The 17,252-nt window shown below is 46.5% G+C and carries 14 protein-coding genes and 1 pseudogene; all 15 read right to left on the reverse strand.

The annotated features are described in order from the left end of the window. Positions 1-170 precede the first annotated feature (170 nt). The 15 genes and pseudogenes from QF041_RS08960 to QF041_RS09030 all read right to left on the reverse strand — a co-directional run bounded on the left by QF041_RS08960 (position 171) and on the right by QF041_RS09030 (position 17,163). The gene (locus tag QF041_RS08960) at positions 171-434 is read right to left on the reverse strand and encodes a DUF3243 domain-containing protein (RefSeq protein ID WP_017689119.1); all 264 of its coding nucleotides are present in this window, start codon (positions 432-434) and stop codon (positions 171-173) included. A gap of 163 nt (positions 435-597) precedes the next feature. Next, entirely contained in the window at positions 598-1,368 is a 771-nt protein-coding gene (gene ymfI, locus QF041_RS08965) for an elongation factor P 5-aminopentanone reductase (protein ID WP_076326809.1), read from the reverse strand. A 1-nt stretch (position 1,369) separates the two neighbouring features. Further along, positions 1,370-2,650 carry an EF-P 5-aminopentanol modification-associated protein YfmH gene (gene yfmH, locus QF041_RS08970; RefSeq protein ID WP_307413645.1) on the reverse strand — a complete coding sequence of 427 codons (1,281 nt, stop codon included), beginning with the start codon at positions 2,648-2,650 and terminating at the stop codon, positions 1,370-1,372. 3 nt (positions 2,651-2,653) lie between these two features. After that, entirely contained in the window at positions 2,654-3,934 is a 1,281-nt protein-coding gene (yfmF, locus tag QF041_RS08975; protein ID WP_307413647.1) for an EF-P 5-aminopentanol modification-associated protein YfmF, read from the reverse strand. Positions 3,935-4,060: 126 nt separating this feature from the next. Next, complete coding sequence (gene sleB, locus QF041_RS08980) at positions 4,061-4,891, reverse strand: spore cortex-lytic enzyme (RefSeq protein WP_307413649.1); 831 nt, start codon at positions 4,889-4,891, stop codon at positions 4,061-4,063. A gap of 198 nt (positions 4,892-5,089) precedes the next feature. After that, positions 5,090-7,828 carry an FtsK/SpoIIIE family DNA translocase gene (locus QF041_RS08985; RefSeq protein ID WP_307413650.1) on the reverse strand — a complete coding sequence of 913 codons (2,739 nt, stop codon included), beginning with the start codon at positions 7,826-7,828 and terminating at the stop codon, positions 5,090-5,092. A gap of 90 nt (positions 7,829-7,918) precedes the next feature. Beyond that, positions 7,919-8,149, reverse strand: coding sequence for a YlzJ-like family protein (locus QF041_RS08990; protein WP_036670404.1), 231 nt, complete (start codon positions 8,147-8,149; stop codon positions 7,919-7,921). Continuing rightward, a complete protein-coding gene (locus QF041_RS08995; protein ID WP_223869123.1) occupies positions 8,146-8,919 on the reverse strand; it encodes a ClpP family protease in 774 nt (257 codons plus the stop codon). Before QF041_RS08995 ends, QF041_RS08990 begins: the two co-directional genes overlap by 4 nt. Positions 8,920-9,138: 219 nt before the next feature. Beyond that, a pseudogene (locus tag QF041_RS09000) lies at positions 9,139-10,822 on the reverse strand (ribonuclease J). A gap of 477 nt (positions 10,823-11,299) precedes the next feature. Further along, positions 11,300-12,178, reverse strand: coding sequence for a 4-hydroxy-tetrahydrodipicolinate synthase (gene dapA, locus QF041_RS09005; protein ID WP_307413653.1), 879 nt, complete (start codon positions 12,176-12,178; stop codon positions 11,300-11,302). 47 nt (positions 12,179-12,225) lie between these two features. Beyond that, on the reverse strand, positions 12,226-13,446 hold the full coding sequence (dapG, locus tag QF041_RS09010) for an aspartate kinase (protein ID WP_036670402.1): 1,221 nt from the start codon (positions 13,444-13,446) through the stop codon (positions 12,226-12,228). Positions 13,447-13,823: 377 nt separating this feature from the next. Continuing rightward, complete coding sequence (locus tag QF041_RS09015) at positions 13,824-14,420, reverse strand: dipicolinate synthase subunit B (protein WP_062833836.1); 597 nt, start codon at positions 14,418-14,420, stop codon at positions 13,824-13,826. Beyond that, positions 14,417-15,316 (reverse strand): dipicolinate synthase subunit DpsA, encoded by a 900-nt coding sequence (gene dpsA, locus QF041_RS09020; protein WP_307413656.1) that lies wholly within the window; start codon positions 15,314-15,316, stop codon positions 14,417-14,419. The genes QF041_RS09015 and dpsA overlap by 4 nt, the downstream gene beginning before the upstream one ends. A gap of 157 nt (positions 15,317-15,473) precedes the next feature. Then, on the reverse strand, positions 15,474-15,920 hold the full coding sequence (dut, locus tag QF041_RS09025; protein ID WP_017689132.1) for a dUTP diphosphatase: 447 nt from the start codon (positions 15,918-15,920) through the stop codon (positions 15,474-15,476). Beyond that, on the reverse strand, positions 15,880-17,163 hold the full coding sequence (locus tag QF041_RS09030; protein WP_062833834.1) for a M16 family metallopeptidase: 1,284 nt from the start codon (positions 17,161-17,163) through the stop codon (positions 15,880-15,882). Before QF041_RS09030 ends, dut begins: the two co-directional genes overlap by 41 nt. Positions 17,164-17,252: the final 89 nt, after the last annotated feature.

A 17,252-nucleotide genomic window follows, 5' to 3' on the forward strand; every position in this document is an offset into this window, starting at 1 on the left:
CATTATTCGACAGCAACAGAACGTGTCCACTGGACAACAATCTGAGACATCTTCTAAAAATGGGTCACGTTAATGATATATAAAATGAAAATGAATTACAAGAACAGCTCTGTAATCCGTTTGTAATCATTAGAGAAAAGCCCCCTTACGGGAGCTCTTCATCTGTAATCTTATGCGTTTTGTTTGGCCAATTTGACCATCAGGCACGCAATCGTACGACGCTCATCTGCATCGCCGACATCCCATAACTCTTTCAATGCCCGGTTGGAATGGTTCGCCGGATCGACTTTCTCATCAAGGAAGTCGCCGATTTCATACGCAAGTTTGTTGATGGTTTCTTCACTCATCCCCATCTTCTCTGCTTGCAGTACGCGGTCACCCAGGAACTTCTTCCATGTGTCAAAACTGGAGAGCACTGTTTTTTCTGTTGACATGATAAATCCTCCTTAGATGACGCATGAGATTTAAAATCAACAGTTGTAATATGTGCTTTCGAGGCATTTTATATACGAGCATTTTGAAAATAATCCGGAAGACGGCTGCTTCTCAGCAACCTTCACCTGTTTCGTTCACAGCCAGTCAAGTTTTCTTGCTTTTTTACGTTAACCAACCGCCATTTGGACTGATGATCTGCCCATTGATATAACCCGATTCAGGGAGGGCCAGAAAATAAACCAGTGATGAGATTTCATCAGGTTGAGCAAGTCTTCCTGCCGGAATTTCCTCTTCCAGCATCTTCAGTTCACTCTGATCCAGATGGTTCAGCATGGATGTCTGAACGGCGCCAGGAGCAACGGCATTTACGGTTACTCCGGAAGGTGCGAGTTCTTTCGCAAGCGCTTTGGTGAATGCATTCACCCCACCCTTGGTTGTGGAATACAGCACCTCACAAGAAGCACCAGACAATCCCCAAATCGACGATACATTAATGATTCGGCCATACCTTTGGGAGATCATGTGAGGCATCATTTCCTGTGTACACATAAACGTGCCTTTGAGGTTAATCGCCATCACTTCATCCCAGATCTCCTCTGTAACATCAGCCAACATCCCATAGTGCGAGATTCCTGCATTGTTCACAAGAATATCTGGCATGAGATTATGCGACTCGAGCTTCTCACGCATGCGCTCAATCTGTTCCCGGCTGCGAAGATCCGCAGACACGGTCATGATTTTTCCACTGCCCTGTTCCATGCACCGTCTGGCGGCTTCATTCGCTGCTTCATGCGATTTCATATAGTGTATAACAACATTCATTCCCACTCTGGCGAAACGTTCTGCGATAGCCGCTCCAATGCCACCGCTTGCGCCAGTTACCAGTACAGTCATTTCCCCGATTGCCTTCAATTGTCCTGTTCCCCTCTCCATATCAAGGACTCACGACTAGCGATACAGCCAGTTGATCCCACCGAATATGCTCTCTCAGTCTGAGATTTACATCTTCCAGTGTAATCGATTCATAGAGCGGCAGCATATTGAAAAAATCACCGCCACGGAATTGCTGACGTGTAAATTCATGCGCAATGTTCTCCGGAGAATTGAGCATACGCAAATATCCGCCTATTTTCTTTTTGCGTGCACGTTCAAAATCCGTGGATTCGAACCCTTTTTCTACAATGGCATCCACTTCTTCACGTATACGCGCGAGCAGTTGATCCGGGTCTTTTGTATCACCACCAATGGCTGAAAACGCATATTGCGGCGAACTGTTATACTCATGTCCAAAGCTGTCCGAGATCAGATCTTCATCGTAGAGCTTCTGAAATAATCGTGTGCTTGAGCCAAACAAAAGGTCCATCATCAGCTGCGTTGTCATATCTCGCCGTAACAATTGTTCCCCGGTAAGTCCAACGTCCGTCTCCTTGAATCCAAACAGACATTTGGGCAGTGAAACAGCCAGTTTTGCTTCCCGTCTAACTTCTCCTACCTGCTCAGGCTCCGGTTCGAAGAAGCGTTGAATACTCCCCTGTGGCTTATAATCCTTCTGCTCCTGGTTCGATCGAACCATATCAATGACTTCCTGTGGATCTACACCACCCACCACAAACAAGAGCATATTACTCGGATGATAGAAGGTGTTATAACACTCATATAACATCTCTTTGGTAATCGTACGGATGGATTCCACCGTTCCTGCTATATCGATATGCACCGGATGTTTCTGATACATGGCTTCGATAAGCCCAAAATAAACACGCCAATCCGGATTATCAGCATACATGTCAATTTCCTGTCCAATAATGCCTTTTTCCTTTTCCACATTTTGATCCGTGAAGTAAGGATTTTGCACAAAGTTGACTAATGTTTGTATATTTTCATTCACATATTCAGTCGCTGAAAACAAATAAACCGTCTGATCAAAGCTCGTAAATGCGTTAGCTGAAGCACCATGAGACGCAAATGTTGCAAAAATATCACCTGTTGGTTCTTCAAACATTTTATGCTCCAGGAAATGAGCAATCCCATCCGGGACCTTCACTGCTTCCTGCCCTTCAACCTGAAAATGATTATCCACCGATCCATACTTGGTTGCAAACGTAGCATACGTTTTCTGGAATCCCGGTTTAGGCAAAATATAGACATGCAGTCCGTTATCCATTACTTCGTAATATAGTGTCTCCTGCAAATGCTCATACCGAATGCTCTCCACCGATTATTCCTCCTTCTCGTCCCGCAAGAAATAAATCGTATCCAGACGGAATTGTTCTGCCGCCTCACGCACATCTTCCTTGCTAATATGTTCTACCTGAGCCAACAGTTCTTCAGCCGTTCTCTCTTTGCCAGACAACTGTCGATTGAAGTCATAAGCGATCATCTCAAAAGCAGAATCCTGCATTTCCTTAAGCAGGTTACGGATCATTGCTTTGGTCTGAGACATTTCCAGATCACTGATTGTACCGCTTTTCATTTCTTCCAGCTGCTGCTTGATGATCGTGACGGCCTTCTCATAATTAGGGATTTCAATCCCGGATTGAATCGTTGCAATGCCCTTATGTCCGTCATAACGCGAAGACGCGTAATACGCTAGGCTTTCTTTTTCACGAACATTGACAAACAGTTTGGAATGAGGATAACCACCGAGTATCCCGTTGTACATTAGTGCTGCGGCATACTGAGGATCTCCATAAGTGATAGATGTACGGAGTCCCATATTGAGTTTTCCCTGACTCACATTCAGTCGCTCAACAACGTTCTCCACTTCCTTATCTCCTCGAACCGCTGCCTGTGTCTGGTAATCAGAGGAGGACGTTCGATCTACATTGAAATGACGCTGAACAAGGTTCTCGACCTCCTCCAGTGTCGTATCCCCTACCACGTATAAATCCATACTCGCCTGCTGTAGCCACTCCTGATAAGACGCAGTCAGTGTGTCAGGCTCAATTCCGGGCAGATCCTTTCGCTCACCCAATGGATGAAGACGGTATGGCTCGTTCTTGCACATTTCCTCGATACTGCGTTCAGCGGCATAGCGCATTTTATCGTTCACGATGGACTCCAGCTTTTTACGAACAGTCTCTCGCTCCGCTTGTACATAAGACGTCCTGAAATGTCCTTTCTCCTGTGCAGGTCGTGTAAGAACCTCTCCTAGGAAGGCAAATGAACGATCCAGTAGCTGTTCATCCCCTCCAACAAAGGAATCATTAATGGTATCCATTCGGAACTGTACAATCTGGTAATCCCCGCGTTTATAAACGTCAAAACCAAAACCTGCTCCATACAGATGCTCCAGTTGCTCACGAAATTGCGTTGTTTCCGGATATGACTCCGTGCCGCGTCGCAGAACAAAAGGTGTCAGCGCTACTTTGGTTACTGTATCTTCCCGTAAGGGAACTCCTGCATATAACGATATAGCAAACGTTTTAAAACGTTTAGTTGGAAGCACATGTATACGAAACTCTCTCTTGCTACCTCGTTCGAATCCTGATGTATTCAAATGTCAAAACCCCTTTACGGCGTCATTTATCATGCAATCGTATTAAGCTAAACGTAACAACCATTTTAACCCATTCAAAAGGCAAGAAGCAACCGAAGTCACGCCTTCTGGTTGCTTCCAACATCATCACATACAAAAGATATGCTGTCCGATTGTTTTCACTTGTGGACGGGTCCAGATCCATTTGGATGTTGCTGTCTTCGGGTTAAAATAATAGAGACATCCACCGGACGGATCCCATCCATTCAAGGCCTGCTCAACTGCCTTTTTGGCTTGTGCGTTTGGTTCCAGATAGATCTGTCCGTCCGCTACAGCCGTAAATGCACCTGGTTGAAAAATCACACCAGAAGGTGTACTTGGAAAGCTTGGTGAATTTACGCGATTCAAAATTACTGCTGCGACTGCAACCTGACCTTCAAACGGTTCACCCCGGGCTTCACCATATACAGCGTTAGCCATAATCTTGAGTTCATTCTCTGAGAGACCAAGGGCATTGGCAGATCCCATATTGTCTTGCTCTTTATCTGCCGTATTGTTGCTACCTCCACCCCCACCTGAGGATTCCTTGTGTAGCGGCGGCTCTGTTGGCGACCATTTGGTTGACGCATTGTACAGCTTGAGCTTGGTCTCAGCTCCAACCACACCATCTGCCTTCATGCCAAACTCGGATTGAAACCATTTGACGGATTTCAGCGTGCTGCTGCCAAAATTACTGTCGATTTTACCATTGTAAAATCCCAGGTACTTCAGACGCCCCTGAAGCTCATATACATCCTGACCGTAACTTCCATATTTCACTGTATTGCTGCTAAACGTAGGCAAGGCCTTTTCTTCTAACTGCTGCGGTGTACGCTCGGCTGAACTTTCAGTTGCTGTATTCCCAGGAAGCAAATAACGAATTCCCAATGCGGATATCAGCAAAATAGCAGTGAAAAGCCATAGGTTCATTTTTCGCATCGACTGTGCTCTACCTTTCTCTTGTGGGATTAACAGAATCGCTAAGGTTATTATGACAAGCCTGCTTGTTTCCTATGCACCAAATCATCCGATCTTTGGAGTAGATGGCAAAACTTCAGTCTGCTGAGCAAGCAAAAAGCCCTCAACCAATACGGTTGAGGGCTTAAACGATTCGTTGTAACCATGTTACATGTTACACTACGAGCTTATTTTATTCTGCTGATACTGTTCAAGTGAAACCAGTACTTCCCTTGGTTTGCTGCCCTCATAAGGACCAATTACACCCCGGGCTTCCATGGAGTCAATTAAACGCGCTGCACGTGTGTAACCAACCCGCATACGACGTTGTAACAGGGAGACTGATGCTTGTTTTGCCTCCAAAATAATCTGTACAGCTTGCTCATATAACTCATCCTGTACTTCATCTGCTGCCTGAATGGAATCATCCACTTCAGGTACAATGGACTCATCATACTGCGCTTCACCTTGACCACGTACGTAGTTTACAATATTCTCTACTTCTTCATCGCTCATAAAGGCACCTTGTACACGAACCGGTTTTGATGCGCCCATAGGCATGAACAGCATGTCTCCACGGCCCAACAGTTTCTCAGCCCCACCCATGTCCAGAATCGTTCGGGAATCGACTTGAGAGGATACGCCGAAGGCAATCCGCGATGGAATGTTAGCCTTGATTACCCCGGTAATAACGTCAACAGAAGGACGTTGTGTGGCTATAATCAGATGGATTCCGGCTGCACGAGCCATCTGAGCGAGTCGTGCAATGGCATCCTCCACATCTCCGGCTGCAACCATCATCAGATCTGCAAGCTCATCCACAATGACAACGATATAAGGCAGAACAGCCGCAGGATTATCTTTCATCAGATTATTGTAGCCCTCGACGTTACGCGTGCCTGATTTGGAAAACAGTTCATATCGTTTCTCCATCTCAACCACAATCTTTTTGAGAGCAAGTGACGCTCGTTTAGGATCAGTTACTACTGGTGCCATCAGATGTGGAATTCCGTTATATACGTTTAACTCAACCATCTTGGGATCGACCATCAGGAACTTCACTTCATCCGGCTTGGCTTTGTACAATATGCTGGTAATAATTCCGTTAATACACACCGACTTACCGGAACCTGTAGCACCCGCGACCAGCAAATGGGGCATACGAGCCAAGTTACCAATGATCGTCTGTCCGGAGATATCTCGGCCAAATGCAATGGTCACTTTGGATTCTGCATCCTGGAACGTTGCCGTCTCCATTACTTCACGCATCGTTACAACCGACACCTCGCCATTAGGTACCTCTATACCTATAGCGGACTTCCCGGGAATCGGTGCTTCCATCCGAATATCCTTTGCCGCCAGAGCCAACGCGATATCATCAGTTAGGCTGACAATCCTGCTGACCTTAACACCAATATCAGGCTGAATTTCATACCTTGTAACGGCAGGGCCCCGGACCACTTCAAGCACCTTGGCGCGAACACCGAAACTCTCCAGTGTAGCTTCCAGCTTGCGTGCTGTCTGCATATAATCCTTCTGGTCACCCGCCTTGCCCCCATTGTTTGGCTTGGCAAGGAGACGGAATGACGGCAGCTTGTACGGCTTAGGAGGTGGCGGTGGTGGTTTCACCGGTTGTGTGTCCTGCCCTTCAGGAGTAGGAGTATCTGTTCCCTGCATTGCATCATTAGGTACTTCTTCTCCACTCTGAATCTCATCCACAGCATTCAACCCGTTCGTACCCGCATCGGATGCAGACCACTCTGTCTCTACCAGTTCATCCGTTATTTTAATGGCATGCTCGCCCTGTTGTACTACGTTTGGATCGGCCAGATCATCCGGGAACGGATAAGCATCGTCCAGATCATCTTCAATGCTTGCCTCTTCTGCTCTAACGTGCTCGAAAAAGTCTCGAATGATCGGCGCTGAGTTAGGTTTAGCCTGAACAGGAACACGTGATGAAGCTGATTTGTTCGCTACGTCTTCGGTCGCATCCTGCCACGCCTCTACATTGTGATCTTGTTCGGCGCGGTACACAGTCTGTTCTGTTTCTGCCGAATCGACCTCATCCATTTCACGTCCTGATGTCGCCTGTTCACGATTAGCTCCCCATTTCCCGAAAAGTTGGAAGAATATTGGCGCTTTTCGTTTTGGCAGATGCTGTTCCTCTAATTCATCCTCATACTCGTCTTCGTCATCTTCAACAGGAACAGGCACCACTTTACGAGCGTTACCTTTCTTCCTTCCATCAGATGCCGAAGCAGAACGTGCAGAGGGCCTCGACTCCAGCTTCTTGTACATCGAACTCCCGGCATCCCAGATCTTGGTTCGGAATATTCGAATCAGATCCACATAAGATAGACTCGTAATCAGCATAAAACTGATGATAAACATGACAATCATGATGAGTCTCGCCCCAAGGCTGCCGAACAGCCACAGGAAAAGAGCAAATTGTCCAGCTCCGAGATAACCACCGCTGATGTCCTTGTTAAGCATGGAGTCCCTCTCCCCTGGCGCAGCAGGGGTTAGCAACTCGGTTTGCATATCATTATGTACCTGCGTAATCACAGCACCAGGCTCAAGCGCACCAACCGGAATGAGCTTCTGGTGCATTGCAGAGACAGTACTCATCAAGGTTAAGGCAAAGACCAGCAAAACAAGTCCTGTCTTGCGTGTGGTCCAGCCACTCGGCCATTTCCGGTGAATCATCACCATGAGACCATAATAAATACCAACAAGTGGAATCGCAAAATAAAACTTACCAAGCATCAGTCCGAACATCTTGGAAAGCGAACGTCCAACGGTGGCTTCACCCGATAATGCTATGACAGCAAGGGTAATAAGCACAATCCCGTAAATTTCATATTTTAAAACGCCACTAAAACCAGCGCCCTTTTTTTTCCTCTTTTTTCTTCTGGCCAAAATCAGGTCACCCCCAGAAGAATATTATACCATACAAATATAATCCGTACATATGTTCTTTTTCTGCTCAATTTGTCTGAATTCGTCGCGTTATGCTGATCCCAAGTTACCCGAAAGCGGAATGGTCGAACCGGGCATATTGGCAGGATTGAGATAGGCTTCAAGTGGACAATCCAGCAAACGTACGATAACGGCTTCATTGTCATTAACAGGTCTCACCTGCATCAATAAACCATTCATCTTGATCTCCTTTGTATCTTCGCCCTCTTTCCACATTCCCGACCAGAGTTGTTCCGGGGGCATCACTGTATATAATGTCATTGGGTATAACCTCCCGCTTGCAGAGTCTGTCTCTTGTCTCCTATGAGCTGATTTAACTGAGCAATAGCCTGCCCAATTCCGCCTACTGCATCCATCAATCCATATTTCACTGCATCTGCGCTTCCTACAGCTGTACCAATATCCCGATTTAGCTCACCGGTCTTAAACATTAGTTCTTTGAACATCTCTTCAGAGATATTCGAATGCGAAGTCACGAACCGAACAACCCTCTCCTGCATTTTTTCCATATACTCAAACGTTTGAGGTACACCAATGACAAGGCCGTTCATCCGAATCGGATGGATCGTCATCGTTGCACTTCCCGCAATCAGGGAATATGTTGAAGCTACAGCAATCGGTACTCCAATGCTATGCCCGCCTCCAATGACCACAGTAACCGTAGGTTTGCTTAGAGAAGCAATCATCTCTGCAATGGCCAGACCCGCCTCTACATCTCCACCTACCGTGTTCAAAATGATCAGTATACCTTCAATACGCTGATTCTGTTCTGCGGCCACCAGCTGTGGAATGATATGCTCATACTTTGTTGTTTTATTTTGTGGCGGCAAAATCAAATGCCCTTCGACCTGTCCAATAATGGTCATACAGAAAATATTCGATTCACCTGCAGGCGACTGTGTCTGCCCAAATTGCTGAATAGTCTCTGTCACGGGAGAGATGGCCTTGTCCTCCTGAATCGGAATCTCCGGTGCTTCAACTTCCGGTTGATTGGATCTTGACGCCTGTTTGCCATTCATACGTTCATTCATTTCAATAATCCCCTTCTCCAGAAACATTAATGTATTTCCTTAGTATGGGGATTTTTCCAACCGCCTTATACCCGTTACATCAAATTGCTTCACATATTGACCCTATTGCAGTTCTTCCTGAAAACGCAAAAAAGCCCCTTCTCTACGAGGAACCGTCCAATATTACTCGTAGAGAAGGGGCGACTGTGTGCCTGAATATATGTTTTTGTTTAGCTTATTTTAAACTTCCATAATGATTGGCAAAATCATCGGTCTACGACGAGTTTGCTCATACAGGAAGCGTCCCAGTGCATCTTTAACATTTGTTTTGAGTGAAGCCCACTCGTTAACGTTCTCACTCATCAACTTCTGCAATGTGCTGCTAACGATCCGGTTGGCCTCATCCAGTAGTCCTTCCGATTCACGTACATACACAAATCCGCGAGAGATGATGTCAGGACCGGAAACAATTTTTCCATCCTGTTTGCTCAGTGTTACCACAACAACAAGGATACCATCTTGTGACAACAATTTGCGGTCACGAAGTACAATGTTACCCACATCGCCTACACCCAAGCCGTCGATCAACACATTACCTGCAGTAACTTTACCTGCTCTACGTGCTGCTCCACCTTGAATTTCAATCACTTCACCGATATCCGTGATGAAAATGTTCTCAGGTTCTACCCCTACAGATTCAGCAAGAACCGCGTGGCGACGCTGCATACGGAATTCACCGTGAATTGGCAAGAAGAATTTCGGTTTCATCAGGTTGAGCATCAGTTTCAGCTCTTCCTGGCTACCGTGACCAGATACGTGGACACCACTCACTGTTAGCACCGCTGTAATGCACGTTAGCACCCAGACGGAACAGTTCATCAATCGTACGGCCTACATATTTTTCATTACCTGGAACCGGTGTTGCTGCGATAATGACGGTGTCACCTGGCAGGATGTCCACTTTACGGTGTGTGGAACGAGCCATACGTGTCAGTGCTGACATTGGCTCTCCTTGACTTCCTGTGCAGAGAATCACGACACGATCAGCTGCCATCTTGCCTACTTCTTCAGGTTCAATGATCATGCCATCCGGAATCTCAAGATAACCCAGTTCTGAAGCAATACCAACCACATTCACCATGCTGCGTCCGATAACTGCAACTTTACGTCCAGTCACTTCTGCTGCATTGATCACTTGTTGGATACGGTGTACGTTGGAAGCAAATGTCGCTACAACAACACGTTGACTAGCTTTACGGAAGATATCTTCCAGAACGATACCCACATTTTTCTCCGATGGTGTGAATCCAGGTTTCTCAGCGTTTGTACTGTCGGACAACAGTGCTAAAACGCCATTTGTTCCGATCTGTGCCATACGCTGAAGATCTGCATATTGACCATTGACTGGAGTATGATCGAATTTGAAGTCACCTGTGTGAACAACTGCACCTTCCGGTGTTTCGACACATACACCAACTGAATCCGGAATACTATGGTTAGTAGCGAAGAACGATGCTTTCAGAACAGATCCAAGTTGGATCTCGGAATCAGCATCAATCAGAATACGTTTTGTTTCACCCAGCAAATTCGCTTCTTTCAACTTGTTTTCTACAAGTCCAAGCGTAAGTCTTGTTCCGTATACAGGAACATTCAGATGTTTGAGAACATATGGCAGACCACCAATGTGATCCTCATGTCCGTGAGTAAGAATGATTCCTCTTACTTTGTCACGGTTCTCAGTCAGGTAAGAAATGTCAGGGATGACAATATCAATACCAAGCATATCTTCTTCCGGGAATTTAAGACCAGCATCTACGACTACAATGTCGTTGGCGTATTGGATGACGTACATATTTTTACCAATCTCGCCTACGCCGCCCAAAGCAAAAATCATCAGTTTATCGTTATTATTTTTCTTAGACAAATGAATCTAAACCTCCTATGGTAGTTGGACGTCGTACCTTATTATTTATTGTAAGTTAAGAAAAGTAGTCCATACATCACATACCCACCTATCGGGATGAATGCAAAAGAACACCTTTATTCACGATATTTGGAAGAAGTTCTTCGAAGTTATTCCCTTTGACCAACAAGTTGGATTTGAAAATTCCCTCTTAGCCGTTCCTTCCTTTTTCACCGCAAAGCTGCACCACGAAACGATGTCGCTTTCAATTTCAAAAAAATACCGCACCCAGTCACTTGACATCATTATACATGATTAAAAACAAAAAAAACAAGTCACTCTATCGTTAACCTGTAGGTTTCCCTTTAGCAGTGGAAAAGAAACCTCACATTACTCGTAAAAAAAAGAACCGCAGCCTCTACGAAGAGGAGCGGTTCTTTTGCTGATCTGAAGGATATTCCCACGATTAATAAAATAGTCCATATACAACCAAAATGATTACAAATTAAGCAAACCTTTGATATAAACTTGCTCCTCTTCCGTTGGCGGAATAAGGGGCAACCGTACGGAACCAACGTCTAGACCACGCAATGTCAGCGCATATTTCACCGCTACGGGGTTTGGAAGAGGCTGTGGACACTCAAACAGGCCTTTGAACACCGGGAACAACTGCTGATGAATCTGAGCAGCCTGAAGAGGTGCTCCGCCATAGAAGGCGTCAATCATTTTCTTCATTTCTGCCCCTACGACATGACTGGCCACGCTGACAATTCCATGTGCTCCAACCGCAATCGCTGGTAAGCCTGAAGCATCGTCACCGGAATAAACTCTGAAATTCTCTGGAGCACTTGCTGCAATCAGCGTAACCTGCTCCATAGACGCACATTCCTTCGTAGCGACGATGTTAGGAATCTGTGCAAGACGAAGCGTTGTCTCTGCTGACAGGCTGGTTACTGTACGCCCAGGCACGTTGTAGAGCATAATGGGCAGCTTGGTGGAGCCTGCAATCGCTTCAAAATGTTTGAACAAACCTTCTTGGCTAGGTTTGTTGTAGTACGGAACAACCAACAAAATGCCATCCACTCCGGCACGTTCAGCTTCCTGTGTCAAATGGATGGAATGTGCCGTGTTATTGCTTCCCGTTCCGGCTATAATTTTGCACCGACCGGCCGCATGTTTCACTGCAAATTCGAATAATTGAACTTTCTCAGTATCACTAAGTGTTGGAGACTCCCCTGTTGTTCCAGAAACCACAAGTGTCTCCGACTTTTGATCTGCAATCAGATAGTCGATTAGACGTGCCGTTTCCTCCCAATGAATCTCTCCTTGTTCATTGAACGGAGTGACCATTGCTGTAATCAATCTTCCAAAGTCCAATTCGATTCCTCCTTCAAAACAGGTTTGGCTCCTCTAACTTCAGTTATTTACAAATGAAGTTCGAATGAGGCGTGAAGTGCCCTCAGGGCCTGAACCATATCTTCTTTTTTTACGAGTACCCAGATCGTTGTATTCGAATCTGCCGATTGCAGGATCTGAATGTCTGCCAGTGTCAAGGACTCCACGATTCGAGCCATAATTCCAGGTACACCATTAATGCCTCCGCCAATAACGGACACTTTGGCACAACCGGACAGGCTTTGTGGCTTGAGACCTATCTCCTGCAATACCTGTATGGCTTTCTCGGAATCACTGTCAAAAACCGTATAGACAACTCCCGAGGGGGTAACATTAATAAAATCAACGCTGATTGAATTCTCTGCCATGGTTTTGAACACTTTAAGTTGCAATCGATCTGCACCACCACCAGGCACATCCACCGTAATTTGCGTTACATTGCTCACGTAGGCTATGCCTGTTACATAACGGTCAACAATGCCTGTCTGCACATCCTGGAATCCTTCCGGATGCGTAACCAGCGTTCCTTCCGTGTCTGCAAAAGTAGATCTTACCCGTACTGGAATCTGGGATTGCATTGCAATCTCAACCGCACGTGGATGGATTACCTTGGCCCCGTGGTGGGCCATGTTACAGATCTCTGCATAACTCACAACAGTCAGTGGACGTGCATCCTCAACAATTCGCGGATCAGCGGTAAGTATCCCGTTCACATCTGTGTAGATATCCACCATTTCAGCACGTAATGCTGCCCCCAGAGCTGTAGCAGACGTATCGCTTCCCCCACGACCCAGTGTCGTGAAGTCTCCGTTCTCTGTCTGCCCCTGGAATCCGGTTACAACAACGACACGGCCGAGCTGAAGCTGCTCCAACACACGAACAGGACGGACATCCAATATCCGGGCATTCCCGAAATTGTCGTCCGTCACAAAACCTGCTTGTGCACCGGTCAGCACTGTAGTTGGAATGCCTTCATGTTCGAGTAAACTGCTCAACGTTGTCGCCGATATGATTTCACCACAGCACAGCAGTAAATCCTTTTCGCGTGCGGATAGTGCGTTTCCGTTCTGTGCAGCCCAGTCCAGCAACGTATCGGTCGCATATGGCTCGCCGCGGCGCCCCATCGCAGACACAACGATGACCAGACTCAATCCTGCTTCAAGTTCACGTTTAACATGACGGAGCACATGCTCTCTCGCCTGAACAGTGGAGAGAGACGTGCCTCCGAATTTCTGTACCATGATACGCATCTTTATTCCTCCATTTGTGTACGCAAGAAGACTGGACACGGGTCAAATCAACAAATGGATCACTCTAGGGAGCGTTCTGATGCGATAATTTCAGCATTTTATACGGCATTCCATGCCGCTCCTTATTTTTTGTAATTGTCTGGGACAATTGCAAATCAAAGGTCGCGGTTGTTATCGAGGTCATGATGCATACATTCACAATAGACCTCTCCCGCTTGCTTAACCTGTACTGCCCGCAAGCAGGAATGCCTTATAGACAGGAACGTGGACATAGTAGCTGTTCAATCCAGCATATCGTCCCCCATGATTTTCTTTGTCTCTCGAACCCTTCTTCATTTCTCCAAGCGCATAAACGTTGTCACCGAATCATTGTTCCATCAAGCCTGTGAAGAACGCTCCACAATCATCGGCTGCAACTGTTTGCCCTCAAGAGCACTCCAGCAAGCCTCTGGAATCAATTCCATTTTGGCGACTAACGAGTTTGGTTTTTTCACTGGATCGTCCTGCCCAAATGGCACAAAATACAAGTACTTGGCCACGAGCAATTTGGCGATATTCGCAGCATTCAAGCCCAGACCGTCATTCGTGGAAATCGCGAGCACAAGCGGACGCTGATTGCGCATCTGCGCTTTGGCTGCCATTAGCACTGGACTGTCGGTCATCGCATTAGCCAGCTTGCTTGTTGTATTCCCTGTGCATGGAGCAATAACCAGCACATCAAGCAGCTTGGAAGGCCCTAATGGCTCCGCCTCAACAATTGTAGAAATGATATCATTACCTGTTATATCTTTCAACTGTTTTTGCCAATTTTGCGCCGTACCAAAGCGTGTATCCGTCGTCAGAACCGAATTCGAAATAATCGGAATGACGTTGGCACCTTCAGCTACGAAGCGGCTAATTACCGGCATAACCTCTTCAAACGTACAATGAGAACCCGTAATTGCATAACCTACCGTTTTTCCCTGCCAGTTCATGATTTAACCTCCCGTGCGTTCTGTTCTTCCAAAAGCAAACGGATCAACGCGTCGGCAATAATGCCGCCAGCCGTTTTGGGAGCAACAATGCCGGGGAGGCCAGGCGCAAGTAGCGCTTTGATACCGCGTTTATCGGCATACCTGAAATCACAGCCGCCAGGAGCGGATGCGAGGTCGATAATGACAGCCTTTTGCGGCATTCTGGACAGGATTTGTGCTGTGATTATCATAGTCGGTATCGTATTAAAAAGCAAGTCAACTTCCCCGGTCTGAGCGGCCAAATCCGTTGTCATGAAAGGCTTCCAGCCCATTATTGTAGCGCGGGCAGCATCCTCTTCCCGCCTGATTCCCACCCGTACATTTGCTCCAAGTCCCTGCAGTGTTTTGGCCATTGTGAATCCTGTTCGACCAATGCCAAGCACAATGCATTCCGAACCATGGATTGTGAAGTCCGTCTCCCGAATAGCTATGGCGATGGCTCCCTCAGCTGTTGGAATAGAGTTATAAAGTGCAATATCATCACGATCAAGTACTTCAACAAGTCGCAGCCCATTTTCAAGACAAAGTTCGCGCAAGAACGGCTTTGCCATACCTGTGAACACAATACAATGCTCTGGTAATGCTGCAATATGTTCCTTTTTCAAATAGATTGGTGTGTCACTGAATGAAGTACTTACTTTTCCCTGCTCATCGCAACCGACAACAGGCAGTACGAGTACATCTGCGGAAGTAAACACTTCATCCTCCAGTTCCTGGTGCTCGATCCCTGGAATGGAACGCTCTATTTTATCGAAACCCACCACACTTACCGTTGCATCCAGCTCAGCGCACTTTTGAATGACTTCAAGCTGCCGCGCATCTCCGCCCAGGACTACAATCCGGACTCCGGTCAGCATCGGGACGTCACTCCTTTCACCACATGTATGCCTTATCGTATGCAAGGGCCCACAGGGGGGTGAAAACAATAATTGCATTCATCCGTCTGTTTCTCAAATGTAAAAAAGAGCCGCCCCTGTCAGGGACGACTCTAAAGAATGGGTATATTTACGCTGCTTATTTCCCGGTATGACCGAATCCACCTTCGCCACGTACCGTTTCCGAAAGTTCATTCACTTCCGTCAATTCAACCGCAGGCACGGTCTGGAAGACGATCTGTGCGATGCGCTCTCCCCGTACAATCGTGAACGGTTCCTGACCCAGATTAATCAACAGAACTTTAACTTCTCCGCGATAATCCGCATCAATGGTCCCCGGTGTGTTGAGGCAGGTAATTCCATGTTTGAAGGCCAGTCCGCTCCGAGGACGGATCTGTGCTTCCAATCCAGCTGGCATTGCCATCGCAAGTCCGGTTGGGATCAGCGTACGCTGACCCGGCTGCAATACAACATCTTCCTGAAGTGCAGCTACTACATCAAAGCCGGATGCCAGCTCCGACATTTTTTGAGGCAGTTTAATATCTTCATTGCCCGGCAGTTTCTGTATTTGAACGTAATGCAACAAAATCATCCCTTCTCAATCCAGCGATCGTCTTATCTGAAGCGCCAACCATAGCAAGTGCAAAAGGTTCAGCAAACATCAGATCAAGTACCGCGTTAATATCGTCCATGGTAACTTGCTCAATTTTGGTGATCATCTCATCCAGCGTATGGTGTCTGCCCAGCATGAGTTCGTTTTTACCCAGACGATTCATGCGACTGCCTGTGCTTTCCAAGCTCAGAATCAAGCTGCCTTTCAGCTGTTCTTTTCCTTTACGAAGTTCATCTTCGGACAAGCCGTTTACAGCCAGGTCGCGCAGAACCTCTTTGGTCAGATCGAGCACTTCTTTGGTCTGTTTCGGTGCTGTACCCGCATATATCGTGAAAAGTCCGCTGTCCGCATGAGAGCTATGATAGGAATACACGGAGTACGCAAGACCCCGTTTCTCACGAATTTCCTGGAACAGTCTGGAGCTCATGCCTCCACCAATGGCGTTATTCAGAACAACCATAGCGAATTGCAGCGGATCTCCGATTTTACAGCCCGGGAACGAGATACAGATATGATTCTGTTCCGTTTTCTTTTTGTGAAAGAGCTGTCCGCTTTGGAAGGCTGGCATCGTGACTGCTTCCGTTACTCCATTTACATCAAAAGCACCAAAATGTTTCTCCATCAGATCGATTACACTGTCATCAATATTACCCGCGATACTAATGACCGTGTTCTCAATCGTGTAGTGCTCCTTCATATATGCACGCAGATGACTGGAATCCATCGCTTTGAGACGTTCTTCCGTACCCAGGATTGGGTATGCGAGTGGATGCTCACCATAGGCGGCCAAGGCCATCAGATCATGAACCATATCATCAGGCGTATCTTCATACATCGAGATTTCTTCCAGAATGACGTTTTTCTCCTTGATCAATTCACCATCATCCATTTTGGAGCGGAAAAACATATCAGACAATACATCAACCGCAATCGGCAAATGTTCATCCAACACTTTAGCATAATAACACGTGTATTCTTTGGAAGTGAATGCGTTCACGTTACCGCCAATCGCATCGAACTGCTCCGCAATCGCCTTGGCATCATAACGATCTGTTCCCTTGAACAGCATGTGTTCAATAAAATGTGATACTCCGTTACTTGCAGGTTGCTCATTGCGTGAACCTGTCTTGACCCATATTCCGAAAGACACAGAACGGCAGGTCGGTATCTGTTCCATGACAACTCTGAGGCCATTGCCCAGCTGAATTTTTTTCATGGTTGGCCCTCCTACATCTCTATAATTGCCTTGATTTCAACCTTGAAATTGAAATCGACATTTGGGTTCCAACTGTTTGATATTAACAA

The sequence above is a fragment of the Paenibacillus sp. W2I17 genome, assembly GCF_030815985.1.
Classification (GTDB): domain Bacteria; phylum Bacillota; class Bacilli; order Paenibacillales; family Paenibacillaceae; genus Paenibacillus.